9 protein-coding genes are annotated in these 13,427 nt (G+C 72.2%); all 9 read left to right on the top strand.

The features are described 5' to 3' along the window. The first annotated feature begins 215 nt into the window (after positions 1-215). The 9 genes from VF584_05255 to VF584_05215 all read left to right on the top strand — a co-directional run bounded on the left by VF584_05255 (position 216) and on the right by VF584_05215 (position 13,343). Positions 216-1,856: a hypothetical protein gene (locus VF584_05255; protein HEX8209573.1), complete on the top strand. Its 1,641-nt coding sequence runs from the start codon at positions 216-218 to the stop codon at positions 1,854-1,856. A 21-nt stretch (positions 1,857-1,877) separates the two neighbouring features. Then, a complete protein-coding gene (locus tag VF584_05250) occupies positions 1,878-3,395 on the top strand; it encodes a HEAT repeat domain-containing protein (GenBank protein HEX8209572.1) in 1,518 nt (505 codons plus the stop codon). A gap of 176 nt (positions 3,396-3,571) precedes the next feature. Further along, positions 3,572-4,558: an AAA family ATPase gene (locus VF584_05245; protein HEX8209571.1), complete on the top strand. Its 987-nt coding sequence runs from the start codon at positions 3,572-3,574 to the stop codon at positions 4,556-4,558. Then, positions 4,558-5,508 carry a DUF58 domain-containing protein gene (locus tag VF584_05240; GenBank protein HEX8209570.1) on the top strand — a complete coding sequence of 317 codons (951 nt, stop codon included), beginning with the start codon at positions 4,558-4,560 and terminating at the stop codon, positions 5,506-5,508. Before VF584_05245 ends, VF584_05240 begins: the two co-directional genes overlap by 1 nt. Next, positions 5,505-6,398, top strand: coding sequence for a hypothetical protein (locus VF584_05235; protein ID HEX8209569.1), 894 nt, complete (start codon positions 5,505-5,507; stop codon positions 6,396-6,398). Before VF584_05240 ends, VF584_05235 begins: the two co-directional genes overlap by 4 nt. Continuing rightward, complete coding sequence (locus VF584_05230; protein HEX8209568.1) at positions 6,395-7,381, top strand: VWA domain-containing protein; 987 nt, start codon at positions 6,395-6,397, stop codon at positions 7,379-7,381. The genes VF584_05235 and VF584_05230 overlap by 4 nt, the downstream gene beginning before the upstream one ends. Next, on the top strand, positions 7,378-8,430 hold the full coding sequence (locus tag VF584_05225; GenBank protein HEX8209567.1) for a VWA domain-containing protein: 1,053 nt from the start codon (positions 7,378-7,380) through the stop codon (positions 8,428-8,430). The genes VF584_05230 and VF584_05225 overlap by 4 nt, the downstream gene beginning before the upstream one ends. 179 nt (positions 8,431-8,609) lie before the next feature. Further along, a complete protein-coding gene (locus tag VF584_05220; GenBank protein ID HEX8209566.1) occupies positions 8,610-9,281 on the top strand; it encodes a hypothetical protein in 672 nt (223 codons plus the stop codon). 213 nt (positions 9,282-9,494) lie between these two features. Then, on the top strand, positions 9,495-13,343 hold the full coding sequence (locus VF584_05215) for an AAA domain-containing protein (protein HEX8209565.1): 3,849 nt from the start codon (positions 9,495-9,497) through the stop codon (positions 13,341-13,343). Positions 13,344-13,427: the final 84 nt, after the last annotated feature.

Below are 13,427 nucleotides of genomic sequence, written 5' to 3'. Positions count from 1 at the left end.
GACGTCGGCGGGTGGCGCTCTCGCATGCCTTGAAGTGAACCCAGTCGGAGAGCCGGATGCGGGAAATCCGCACGTCCGGTTCGATGAGCGGGTCGGGGAAACCGGGCAACCATGCCACGGCGCCCCGACTCGACTCTACTGATGCTTTTGCCGTTGTTCTCTCCGCGCCCCCGCGTGAGACCCGTTCTTCTTCAATCTGCTCTCGTATCATAGATATGGACATCAAGGGTTCGCGCATCCTGATCCTGGGCGGTTCCGGGCTGGTGGGGCTCGCGGCGGCTCGGGAGCTTCTGCTGCACCAGCCGGCGGTGGTCGTGATCGCCGCGCTCACGGAGGGGGAGGCGCGCGACGGGGTGGAGCTGCTGCGCCCGGAGGCCGGCGGCACCGAGCTGCTGGCGGAGTGGGGGAACCTCTTCGTGCCGGCAGCGCTCAAGGATGCGCCGCGCGAGACGCTGATGAACGACGCGGACGCGCGCGGGCAGGTGCTGGACGGGCTCTACGGCTCGCTCGGCGGCGACGCGGTGCGAGCCAACGCGCTCGGCGACCTCATCTTCCGCCACCGGCCGGACATCGTGATCGACTGCGTGAACACCGCCACCGGCTTCGCGTACCAGAACGTCTTCCAGAGCGCCAACGGCCTGCGCGACGCCGCCCGCCGCGACGAAGCCGGCGCCGACCTGGTCGAGCAGCACCTCCTCACGCTCTACCTCCCCAACCTGATCCACCACGTCTACGTCGCGCTAAACGCGATGATGGAGGTGGGGACGCGCGCTTACCTCAAGGTGGGGACGGCGGGGACGGGCGGGATGGGGCTCAACATCCCCTTCACGCACTCCGAGGACCGGCCGTCGCGCCAGCTCCTGGCCAAGAGCGCGGTGGCGGGGGCGCACACGCTGCTCCTCTACCTGATGGCGCGCACGCCGGGGGCCCCGGCGGTCAAGGAGATCAAGCCCACCGCCGCCATCTCGTGGAAACGCATCGGCTTCGGCGAGGTGATGAAGGGCCGGCGTCCCATCCCGCGCATCGACGCGGCGGGGCCGGTGGCGCTGGAGGGGTTCGAGGGCGCGGGCGAGGCGTGGAAGGAGACGGGGGAGACGCTGGACGGCGTCTTCCTGGACGCGGGGGAGAACGGCCTGTTCAGCCCCGGCGAGTTCGAGGCGCTGACGGCGCTGGGGCTGATGGAGTTCATCACCCCGGAAGAGATCGCGCGCGACGTGGTGTGGGAGATCCAGGGGCGCCCCAGCGGGCACGACGTGGTCGCCGCGCTGGACGCCGCCACCAGCGGGCCGACGTACCGCGCCGGCGTCCTGCGCACGGCCGCGCTGGCGCACATGGACGCGCTGGAGGAGGAGAGCGGAAGCCACGCCGTCGCCTACGAGATGCTGGGTCCGCCCCGGCTCGCCAAGCTCCTCTTCGAGGGCGAGATCCTGCGCCGCCTGGCGGACGGCAGCCTGGACCGCGCGGCGGAGCTGGAGCCGGAGGAGATGGCGGCGCGTGCCGGGCGGCTGCTGGACGAGGACGCAGACCTGCGCACCCGCATCCTCTCCATCGGCCTCCCCATCCTGCTGGTGGACGGGGAGCGCGTGCTGCGCGGGCGCGACGTAAAGGTCGGGCTGGGGGATCGCGGGCCGGAAGCGGCGGCGCGGAGCGGGTGGGTGGACCTGCGGGCGGCCAACTGGGCGACGTGGCAGCGGAGGGTGGGCGAGGTGCTGCGGCGGCTGGACTCCCACTCCGGCGCCGAGGGCGGGTCGCGGTGGGACATGGAGCCCTGGCAGCGGGAGCGGCGCATCCGCCCCGGTGCCCTGGCCGCGTGGATCTTCCGGTACGAGGACGAAGGCGAGCGCATCAAACGCTAGAAACCTGCGCCCGGGGGGAAGGTGAACGGCAACAAGAGCGGTTCCACGCTGCTCGTGGAGCTCGCGCGGGGGTTCGCCCTCAGCGAGTTCTACCCGCTCAAGCATCCCACGCTGGTGCAGGGGATCCTGAAGCTGGGTGCGGCCCTCCAGGCGCGCGAAGACGACACGCGCGTCGACGTCGACTCCACCGGCCTGGTGATGGTGGGCGAGCCGCCGGTGCGCCGCTCGCCGCACGTGGAGCGCTTCGCCACGCGGCTTTGCGAGCACGGCGTGCGCTCGCTCGTGCTGCGCCGCGACATGGGGATCGAATCGGTGGGGCGCTTCCTCTCCGCCTGCACCCTGCCGCCCCGCGTGGCCCGCGCCGTCGGCGGCTTCGCGGCGGCGCTGGCGGCGGCGGGCGCCGCGCGCGTGTCCGTCAACGGCGACTGGATCCAGCCGCGGCCGCAGTCTCCGGCATCAGCCGGCTCGGCGGCGGACGGGATCTCGCTGTGGAGCGCGCAGGACATGTACGAGCAGGTGCAGCTCTCCGCGCAACGCGTGGCGACGGAGGACACGGCCGAGCTGCGCCGCATGCTGCACGAGGGGAACGACAGCCAGCGGGTGGAGGCGCTCCAGCGGCTGGAGCTCGTCGCGCAGTACTACATGCAAAAGAGCGAGATGGACCGCGCCATCGTGGTGCTGGACGAGCTGCGGCGGGACGCGGAGCAGCTCCACGGACGCAATCCCGCCACGCGCGGCGCGGTGATGCTCGCCATGCACCGCATCGCCGATCCCACCATCATCGACGAGCTGGTTCGGCGGCTGGGCCGGACCCGCTCCGACGAGGAGCGCACGGCCCTCCGCTCCACCCTGCTGCACCTGGGCGCGGAGGTGGTGTCGCCGCTGGTGCGCGAGCTGACGGCGGCGAGCGACCTCTCGGCGCGGCGCGCGTACCGCGACACGCTGGTGGCGCTCGACGCGGTGGGCGTGCCGCTGCTGGAGGACATGATCGGCGACCAGCGCTGGTTCGTGGTGCGCAACATGGTCGGCATCCTGGGCGAGATCCGCAGCGCGGACGCGGCGGAGCACTTCGCGCGCACCATCCTCCACGCCGATGCCCGGGTGCGCCGCGAGACGATCCTGGCGCTCAGCAAGTATGGCGACGAGCAGGCGGTGCCGCTCCTCGTCAAGGCGCTCACCGACCGCGAATCCTCCCTGCGCGCGGCTGCGGCGCTGGGGCTGGGCCTCACCAGGTCGCCCTCCGCCGTAGCCCCCCTCCTCGACCGCCTCGCCGCCGAGACGGACGCGGAGGCGCTCGTCGAGCTGCTCCGCGCGCTGGGCCGCATCGGCAACGCCCGCGCGATCCCGGCGCTTGCGGAGCGCGCGGGTGCCGGCGGCTTCTTCTCGCGCACTCCGCCGCAGGTGCGCATCGAGGCCGTGCGCGCCCTCGGCGAGATTGGCGGGGACGCGGCCCGTGCTGCCCTCCAGCCCCTCCTCCGCGACCGCAACGGCGAAGTCCGCGACGCCGTCATCAAAGCGCTTTCACCGACGATGGCGTGAAAACAACAGCCTCACCCAGAGAACACGAAGGGAACTGAAAAGCTACAGAGAACTTCTTGTCGTTCTTTCTTTCCGTACCCTCTGTGTCTCTGTGTGAAGCTGTTCATCCGCCGCCCCGGCACGAGATTTCCTCGGGTGGGGCCGGTTCGTCGTTGACTCCCGAATAAGTGGACCGGATGAGCATCCCTTCGCCGTACGCGCCCGCGGAGATCCCGCGCGCCGAGTTCCTGGACCGCGTCGTGGAAGAGGTGCACCGCCGCGTCGTGGGCCAGCAGTACATGATCGAGCGGCTCCTGATCGGGCTGCTCACGGGGGGGCACGTCCTCTTCGAAGGGCTCCCGGGCCTCGCCAAGACGCTCGCGGTGCGCACGCTGGCGGAGACGATCCACGCCTCCTTCCAGCGCATCCAGTTCACCCCCGACCTACTTCCCGCCGACGTGGTGGGGACGACGATCTACAACAACCGCACGGGGGAGTTCGTGCCGCACCGCGGCCCGATCTTCGCCAACATCGTGCTGGCCGACGAGGTGAACCGCGCCCCCGCCAAGGTGCAGGCCGCGCTGCTGGAGGCGATGCAGGAGCGCCAGGTGACCATCGGCGGCGAGACGCACCCGCTGCCGCAGCCGTTCCTGGTGCTCGCCACGCAGAACCCCATCGAGCAGACCGGCACCTACCCGCTCCCCGAGGCGCAGGTCGACCGCTTCATGCTCAAGGTGCGCGTGGGCTACCCCACCCGCGACGAGGAGCGCGAGATCCTGCGGCGCGGCGCCGGCGTGGGCGAGGAGCCCGTGCGGCGCGTGGCGGGGCCGGAGGAGATCCTCGCCGCCCGGCGCGTGGTGGCGGGGCTCTACCTCGACGAAAAGATCGCCGACTACATCCTGGACCTGGTGGGCGCCACCCGCGACCCGCGCAGCCACGGGGCCGCCGAGCTGCAGCCGCTGATCGAGTTCGGCGCATCGCCGCGGGCGACGCTGGCGCTGGCGGCCTGCGCGCGCGCCCATGCCTACCTGCGCGGGCGCAACTTCGTGGTGCCTGACGACGTGAAGGCGATCGGTCCGGACGTGCTGCGCCACCGCGTGGTGCTGACGTACGAGGCGGAGGCGGAGGAGGTGACTTCGGAGGACGTGGTGAAGCGCATCTTCGAAGTGGTGCGCGTGCCCTGATGGGGCTGCTGGACCTCTTCCGGCGGCGCCCGAGCCCGCCCGCCCTGCCGCCCCCCGCTCCGCTCCAGGAGATCCTCCGCCAGGTGCGGCGGGTGGAGCTGCGCACGCGCGGCCTGGTGACGTCGCGCTTCAGCGGCGAGTACCATTCCGTGTTCAAGGGGCAGGGGATCGAGTTCGTGGAGGTGCGCGAGTACCTCCCCGGCGACGACGTGCGCACGATCGACTGGAACGTCTCCGCGCGCACGGGCGGCGTCTTCGTCAAAAAGTACGTGGAGGAGCGCGAGCTTACGGTGCTCCTCGCCGTCGACCTTTCCGGCTCGCAGCGGTGGGGGACGCGCGCGCGCTTCAAATCTGAGATGGTGGTGGAGGCCGCCGCCACGCTGGCGATGTCCGCCGTGCGCAACAACGACCGCGTGGGGCTCCTCGTCTTCACCGACCGCGTGGAGCTCTTCGTGCCGCCGCGAAAGGGGAGGCGCCACGTGATGCGCATCCTGCGCGACCTGATCGCCTTCCGTCCGGCGGGGCGCGGGACGGACCTGGCGGCGTCGATCGGCTACGCGACGCGGCTGCTGCGCTCGCGCTCCATCGTCTTCGTCGTCTCGGATTTCGTCGTCGGCCCCGCGCTGGCCGATGTGGACCGCGCCTTCACGGCCGCCTCGGCGCGCCACGACGTCATCCCCGTCGTCCTGACCGACCCCGCGGACGACGAGCTTCCCGACGCCGGCCTCCTGCGCGTGCGCGATCCCGAGACCGGCGCGGAGGTGATTGTGGACACCAGCTCGGAGGAGATCCGCGAGCGGTACCGCGATGCCGTCCGCGACGAGCGGATGGCGATGCGGCGCATCTTCCGGCGCCTCGGGATGGAGGAGATCGCGCTGGCGACGAATGAGCCGACCTCCAACGCGGTGCTCTCCTTCTTCCGGCGCCGCGAGCGGAGGCTGCGGCAGTGACGCGGTGGATGGCGCTCGTGCTGTGCGCCGCCCTCGCCGCGCCCGCCGCCGCGCAGGCGAGGCGCGTGCTGACCGTGGGCGACCGCATCGTTTCGGTCGTGGAGATCGCGATCCCGGCGGGCTCGCGGCTGGAAGTGAGCTTCCTGAATGCGGACAGCTCGCGCGTGCAGGCGATCGGGCGAGTGAGGATCGAGCCCGGCGCGCGCGCCACGGCGACGCTGGTGGCGTGGACGCCCGGCCCCGCGACGAGCGTGACGGCGCGCGGACGCATCGTCGCGGCCGATGGTGGAGTGCGCACGATCCCGCTCCGCTTCGGCGTGCCGGCCGTGCAGTCCGTACTTCCGCGCGACACGTCGCAACTCAAGCCCAAGCCGCCCAAGGACGTCATCGGACCCGACCGGCGCCTCGACTGGCGGCTGGTGGCGGCGGGGGCGGCGCTCGCGGCGTGGCTCCTCGTGCTCCTCTACTGGCTGCGCCGCCGCAGGCTCCGGCCGCGCCCCGAGCCCATCGTCGCGCCGACGGACGCACGCGAGCAGGCACTGGAAGCGCTGGAGGCGGCACGTGTGTCGGGGCTGGCGGAGCGCGGCGACGGGCGAGCCTTCTACACGCTCGTGGCCGACGCGCTGCGCGGCTTCGCGCACGCCGTCCGCCCGCGCTGGAGCCCGGACCTGACCACGACCGAGCTGGAGCGCCGCATGGAGCGCGACGGCGTACCCGCCCGTGACCTGGGGCCGCTCCGCTCCGTGCTGCACACGGCCGACCTGGCGAAGTTCGCGCGCTTCCCCGTGCCCGCGGACACGGCGCTGCGCGACTGGGAGGAGGCGCGTAGGTGGGTGGAGTCGTTCGGGCGCGACGCGCGCGCCCCCCGCGAGGAGGAGGCGCGGCGGTGAGCTTCGGCTTCGAGCACCCGTGGGCGTTCGCGCTCCTTCTGCTCCTCCCGCTCTGGGGGTGGTGGGCGGCGAAGAAGCGCGTGCGCCCCGCCGTCACATTCGCGCGCACGGGCCTCCTGGCGAGCATCGCGCCGCGCAGCGCCCGCGTCTGGTCGTGGCTCCCATCGGCGATGCGGGCGGTCGCGTTCGTCCTCCTGGTGATCGCGCTGTCCGGCCCGCGCTCCGGCCGCCAGATCGTGGAGAGCGAGTCGGAGGGGATCGGGATCGTGGTGGCGATGGACGTGTCGTCGTCGATGCTGGCGGAGGACTTCCGCCCCGTGAACCGTCTGGGCGCGGCCAAGCGGACGCTGGCGAGCTTCGTCCGCGACCGCGAGAGCGACCGAATCGGGCTGGTGACGTTCGCGGGCGAGGCGCTCACGATGGTGCCGCTGACCACCGACCACTCCATGCTCCTCACCGTCCTCGAAAGCATGCAGGTGGGGCAGCTGGAGGATGGCACCGCGATTGGGCTGGGGCTGGCGGCGGCGGCCAATCGCCTGCGCCGCATCGAGGGGTCGCGCGTGGTGATCCTGTTGAGCGACGGCGAGAACAACCGCGGCAACGTCAACCCGCGCGACGCCGCCCGCGCCGCCGCCGCGTACGGCATCCGCGTCTTCACCATCGGCGTGGGCTCCAAGACGCGCGCCCGCATCCCCATCGCGCGGACGCCGGCGGGGCTGCGCTACGGCTTCCTTCCGGTGAGCATCGACGAGCCGCTCCTGCGCGACATCGCGAGCCTCACCGGCGGCCGCTACTTCCGCGCGACGGACGCGCGCGGGCTGCAGCGCATCTACGAGGTCATCGACCAGCTGGTGAAGAGCCCCGTCCGCATCCGCCGCACGGTGGAGTACCGCGAGCTGTACCTCCCCTTCCTGCTGGCGGGCGCGGCGCTCTTCCTCCTGGAAGTCCTCTTCCGCGCGACCCGCTGGGGGAGGCTGCCGTGATCCCCGAGCTGACGCTGGCGCATCCGGCGCTGCGGCACCTGATCGCGCTCTTCCCCGTGGTCGCGCTGATCGCGCTGCTGCTGTGGGTGCGCCGCCGCCGCGACGCCGCCGCATCGCTGGGCGACCCCGCGCTGGTGCGCCGCCTCGCTCCCGCGCTGGAGCGGCTTCCGCGAAGGCGGGTGGCGCTTCTGGTGCTTGCCGCGCTCCTTCTCGGCATCGCCGCCGCGGGGCCGACGTGGGGGCGCGAGCCGGTCGCCGCCCCACGCGTGGCGGACGTGGTGCTGATTCTGGACGCGTCCAACTCCATGCTGGTGGAGGACGTGCGCCCGAACCGCCTGGAGAGGCAGCGGACACTCGCGCGCGACTTCCTGAAGCGCGTGCAGGGCGCGCGCGTCGCCATCGTCGTCTTCGCGGGAGCGGGATACGTGGTCGCCCCGCTGACCCGCGACTACGACGCGCTGGACGCGTACCTGGAAGCGCTCGCCCCGGAGATGGTGCCGCAGGGCGGGACGTCGCTGTCGCACGCGATGCGGCAGGGTGCGGCGCTCCTCTTTGGCGGCCCGGGCGAGCAGGCGCGCGGGGCGCTGGTGCTGATGAGCGACGGCGACGCGCTGGAGGAGCTGCGCGACGTGGAGCTCGCCGCCACGCTGCTGGGCCGCGCCGGAATCGCGGTGCACGCGGTGGGGATCGGCACTCCCGCCGGCGGGCCGGTTCCGGACGTGCAGCCCGGCACCGGGCGGCGTATCGGCTACAAGCGCGACCTGGACGGCTCCATCGCGCGCTCCGCTCTGGGCGAGCCGCTCCTGCAGCGCGTCGCCGCCGTCACGCGCGGCAGCTACCGGCCGATCGGCACGGCGTCGGCGGCGGAGATGGCGGCGGCGGTGAACACCGTGCGCCCCGGCGGGCCGGACTGGACGCAGGTGCGGCCTGGGAACCGGTATGAATGGTTCCTGGGAGCCGCGCTCGTGCTGCTGGCGCTGGATTCGGTGCTGGAGTCGGGGGTGCTGCGGCGGCGGCGGCGCGTGCGCGAGGAGGCGGTGTGGGGGTGAGGGCGGTGGGCCCCCTCCCCCCGGCCCCCTCCCCCGCCTGCGGGGGCGCAGGGCGGGTGAGGGGGGGAGGTCGTCGTGCGCGGCGGGGGTCCGTGTGGCTCCAGTCCGCGAAGGCGGACTTTGTGTGGGTCCAGCGGCGAATTCATTCGCTCCTGGATGGGCGTTCCTGGGGGGGCGCCTTGCTGTTCCTGCTGCTCGGGGCGTGCGCGGAGTCGCCGAACGCGCAGTACAGGCGCGGCGAGGTGCGGCAGGCGGGGGAGGGGTACGCGCGGGCGGTGGAGGGCGGGGATACGTCGCGGATCGCGCGCTACAACCTGGGGACGGCTCTTCTGCGGCTGAGGCAGTTCGACGATGCGCGGCCGCACCTGGTGGCGGCCCTTCCCGGCTCGGACCGGATGCTGGGCGAGCGGGCGCACTACAACCTCGGCAACACCGAGCTGGAGCCCGCCTTCACCGACTCTGCGCAGAGCGAGGAGCGTACTGCACGCCTGCGCCGCGCGATCGCACAGTACAAGCGTGTGCTCCTTCTCGATCCCGCGGACCGCGACGCGAAGTGGAACCTGGAGCTTGCTCAACGCCTGCTGGGCGACCCGCCGCCCAGTGAGGGGGGCGGAGGCGGCGGCGGGGAAGACGACTCCGGCGGCGGCGATGAGGATCAGGACGAGGGCGAGCCGCAACCCGCTCCGGGCCCGCCGCAGCCGACCCGCTCCAGTGCCGGCGCCGGCGATCCGAACCTCTCCCGCGGCGAGGCCGAGAGCATCCTCTCCGCCGCCGAGCGCGACGAGCGTGAGCTTCAGCGCCGCAAGCTGCGCGAAGCCCCACCGGGTGAGCGCGCGGCACGCGACTGGTAGCCGTCAGCGAGCCGCGAGCCGCCTTACCTCACGCCGACCCAGCCGACCAGCTCCGATGCACGCGTGCGCCCCTCCCCCAGGTAGTTTTTGGGGGAGGGGCAGCGAGGTGACGAGCGGGGAGGGGGCCTCCTTCGGCTTCTCTTCGCTTGTACCGCACCCCCTCCTCCCGGTACGATCCGTTTCCGATCCCAGACCACGTCCGCACCCGTTTGCATGGCCCACCCCGAAGATCCGGCGCTCCGCCTCACCGGGTCGCTTGCCGCACAGCACTTCCGCTTCCGCTGCGACCGCCGCCTCCGCTGGGAGATGGTGCCGCCCGCGTTGCGCGGCATCGAGATCCCCAGGGCGAGCGCGCGGCCGGGAATGGGACTCCTTACGCAGGCGGGGCGGGTGTTCGAGCGGCGGAAGCTGGCGCAGCTCGAACGCCGCTTTCCCGGCGTCGTGCTCTCGGCCGGGCGCAACGAGCACGGCGATGCGGTCAAGCTCGCGTATGATCGCGTCGTCGAGGCGCTGCGCCATCCGGGGGAGACGCGGTGGATCGTGCAGCCGGAGCTTCTGCTGCGCGATCCGGAGGCGTTCGCGGCGCGGCATGGGGTCGATCCGCGCATCGCCATCCAGCCCGCGCAGCCGGACCTGATCCGCATCCGGCGCGGCAAGGACGGGCGGGCGCGGTTCGGCGTGGTGGACATCAAGTGGAGCCGCAACGGGACGCTCCAGCACTTCGCGCAGGTGGCGTTCTATGGGCTCCTGCTGGAGGAGATCTGCCGTGCGGAGGGGATCGACGGCGTGGCGGAGACGAGGCGCGCGTGGATCTGGACGCGCGGTGCCTCGAAGCCGCGGCCGTTCGCGCTCGCCGCGTATCGTCACCACGTACGCGAGCTGCTGCGCGATGACCTGGCGCGCGTGGCCGCGTGCACACCCGCCGAGGCCGCGTGGCACCTGATGCCGCTGTGCGCGGGGTGCGGCTTCTTCGACCACTGCCGCGCCCAGGCCGACCGCGAGGACGACCTGTCGCGCGTGCACGGCATCACTCCCGTCGCGCGGCAGGTGCTCAACGCGCGCGGCATCCGCACGGTGGGCGAGCTGCAGAAGCGCGGGTTCAACAAGGGCGTGTACACCGGCTCGCACGCGCTGGAGGCGAACGAGACGCAGCTCAAGGCGCGCGTGCAGGCGTTGCGCTTCAACAAGGTCTTCGACGTCGAAGGGCGCACCCACCGCATGGGGATGGGCGAGGGGGTGCGCATCCTCCTCACGGCCGAAAGCGATCCCGTCACGGGGCTCTGCTTCGCGGTGGGCGCGAGGGTGGAGGCGGGGGGGCGGGGAATCGCGCGCGTCTTCGTGTGCGAGAAGGGGCATCCGCGGGCGGAGCGGCGGATGCTGGGCGAGTTCCTGGACCACCTGGGCGCGGCGCTCGCGGAGGAGGCCAATCCGGGGCGCTCGATGCACTTCTTTGTCTACGAATCGCTGGAGATGGAGATCCTGCGCGGGCTCCTTCAGCGCCACCTGGGGGACGTGGATGCACAGCCGGCGATCGCCGCGATGGCCGCGCTTCTCTTCCCCGGCGGGGACGGGGCACGGCCGGCATCGACCGCGCCGGGGACGGTCCTGCTGGACGTGGTGGCGGAGCTGTACGCGATCCCGGTGCCCTATGCCTGGGAGCTGGCGCGCGTCTCCGAGGCGCTGCAGCCAGAGGTGAAGCCGTGGGTCCATCGTCCGCGCGGCACGTACGGATCGCCCTTCTCAAGCCAGGTGGCGTTCGAGCGCATCCACAACGTCTGGAACCGCCGCCCCTTTCGCGTGGGCGAGCTGGAGCAGAGCCCGTACGAGGTGCGCGCGGAGATCGTGCGCACGGTGGAGTCGAAGCTGTCGGCGCTGGACTCGGTGGTGCGCGCCGTCCGCGACCGGGCGGTGCGGCGCAAGGGCGAGACGCGCCTGAAGCTGCAGGCCGCGACATTCGCCGCGAATCCATCGTCAGGCGATCCCATCGCGGACCCGCTGCTGGAGTCGCTGCGCATGCTCACCGAGCTGGAGGCGGCGGAGGAGAGCACCGCCATCCGCTCGCTCCACGCGCTGCCTACGCACGACCGCGCGCGCCGCTTCGAATGCATCCGCGGCGTCACGCTGGAGGAGATGCGGGAGGATGGCAGCGCGGTGTTCAGCTTCGATCCCGAGTGCCGCGAGGCCAAGTTCCGCCCCGGCGACTTCGCGCTCCTGCTGACCAACGACGACGGCCACACGCTCACCGACACGCACCACAAGCCGTGGCTGCGCCGCAAGTTGGCCGCGGAGATGGTGGACTACGATCTCGCCGCCGACCCGCCGCGCATGACGCTGGCCTCCGAGTACGGCTTTGCGCGCGCGGAGAAGGAGGGACTGATCGACTTCGGCCGCGTCTGCGTGCTGGACAAGGCGGAGGCCGACTTCAACACACGCCGCGTCGTCGCCACGCTGCGCGCCCTCGCCGCTGGACGGGGTGAGGCGGAGCTCGTGCGCGGGCTGCTGCGCGGCGAGCGCCCGACCGACTGGCTCCTGGCGCCCTTTGACGCGGATGTGGCATGGGGAGACGCCGTGGCCCCCGCGAGCGCCGCCTTCGGTCGCCCGGTGCTGAACGCGGAGCAGGAGGAGGCGTGGCGCGGGGTCTTCGGCAGGGAGATCTCCGTCGTCTGGGGGCCGCCGGGGACGGGGAAGACTTACCTGCTGGCGTGGATGCTGATCGGGATCGCGGCGGCGGCGAAGCGCGCGGGGCGGCCCTGCCGAATCCTGGTGAGCGCCGCCACGCACCGCGCCGTCGTAAACGTGCTGGTGCGGATCGCGCGCGAGCTGGCGGCGAGCGGCATCCCTAACCCGCTGCGCCTGGTGAAGCTGGAGGGGCGGGGAAGCGAGGCGGACGCCGACCTGCACGGCCTCGACGCCCTCCATCCGGACACGCACCTCAAGCGAATCCTCGCCGAGTCCGACGCGCGCAACGAGCCGGTGGTGGTGGGCTCCACCGTCTGGTCGCTTTGGAAGCAGATGCGGGCGATGAATGGCGCCTCGTCGGATGAAGAGGAGGAGACGGGCGACGCGCCGGTCCGCCCGCTCTTCGACGTGGTGGTGATCGACGAGGCGTCGCAGATGAAGGTGGCGGACTCGCTGATCGCGCTCTCGTCTATCCGCCGCGGCGGGCGTGTGATCCTGTGCGGCGACGACCGGCAGCTCGCCCCCATCATCCGCGGCAGCTACGACGCGGAGAACACCCTCTTCGGCTCTGCCTTCTCGCACTTCTCGGCGAAGTTCGGGCACTTCATGCTGCGCGAGAGCCGGCGGATGAACCAGGCGCTGGTCCGCTACCCGCGCCGCGTCTTCTATCCGGGGCTCGTCTCCAAGGTGCCGGACTGGCGGCTCACGCTGAGAGCACCCGCTGCTTTCGCCGACCCGTTGGACGCGTGCCTCTGGGACACCTTCTTCCGCCCCGACGACGCGGTCGTCTTCTGCACCTACGACGGCGTGCGCGCCACCGCCCGCAACCCGTTCGAGGCCGGCCTCGTCGCCCGTCTCGCGCGGCTGGCGCGTGTGGGGATGCGCGACCCAACCACCGGCGAGCCGTACACGGCCGAGACGTTCCGCGGGCACGCCTTCGCCGCCATCTCGCCACACCGCGCGCAGAACAGCGCCATCCTGGGCGAGCTGGTTGCGGGCGGCTGGCCGCGCGAGGAGCTTCCCGTAGTCGACACGGTGGAGCGGATGCAGGGGAACGAGCGCGAGATGATCGTCGTCTCCTACGCCGTGGCGGACCGGGAGTACGCGGAGCGCGAGGCGTCGTTCCTCCTCAATCCGAACCGCTTCAACGTCGCCATCACCCGCCCGCGTGCCAAGCTGGTCGTCTTCATCAGCCAGGACGTCCTGCGCACCCTCCCGCGCGACGAGCAGGTGATGGGCGGGTCGCTGGCGGTGAAGGGGTACGCCGAAGCCGCCGGCCCCGTCCGCCACGTCGAGCTCCCCGCTCCCGACGGCACAACGGTCACCGCGCGCTGCCACCTGTGGACGCTGGATCCGCCGCCGGGGCCGGCGACGTCACTGTAAAGCCCGTGATCAGCCGTTCTTGCCCACACGTCTCTGTATTACCTTTCCGAGTTCCCACCTTCCGCGGCACTTCCCCCGCGTAAA

The sequence above is a fragment of the Longimicrobium sp. genome, from assembly GCA_036389135.1.
Taxonomy (GTDB): Bacteria; Gemmatimonadota; Gemmatimonadetes; order Longimicrobiales; family Longimicrobiaceae; genus Longimicrobium.
The sequence above is the reverse complement of the archived record's forward strand: the minus strand, read 5'-3'. Positions and strand labels throughout refer to the sequence as shown.

Excerpts from the sequence above, each read along its gene's own strand:
- VF584_05255 (HEX8209573.1), top strand. The coding sequence starts at position 216 with ATGGACATCAAGGGTTCGCGCATCCTGATCCTGGGCGGTTCCGGGCTG.
- VF584_05245 (HEX8209571.1), top strand. The coding sequence starts at position 3,572 with ATGAGCATCCCTTCGCCGTACGCGCCCGCGGAGATCCCGCGCGCCGAG.
- VF584_05240 (HEX8209570.1), top strand. The coding sequence starts at position 4,558 with ATGGGGCTGCTGGACCTCTTCCGGCGGCGCCCGAGCCCGCCCGCCCTG.
- VF584_05215 (HEX8209565.1), top strand. The coding sequence starts at position 9,495 with ATGGCCCACCCCGAAGATCCGGCGCTCCGCCTCACCGGGTCGCTTGCC.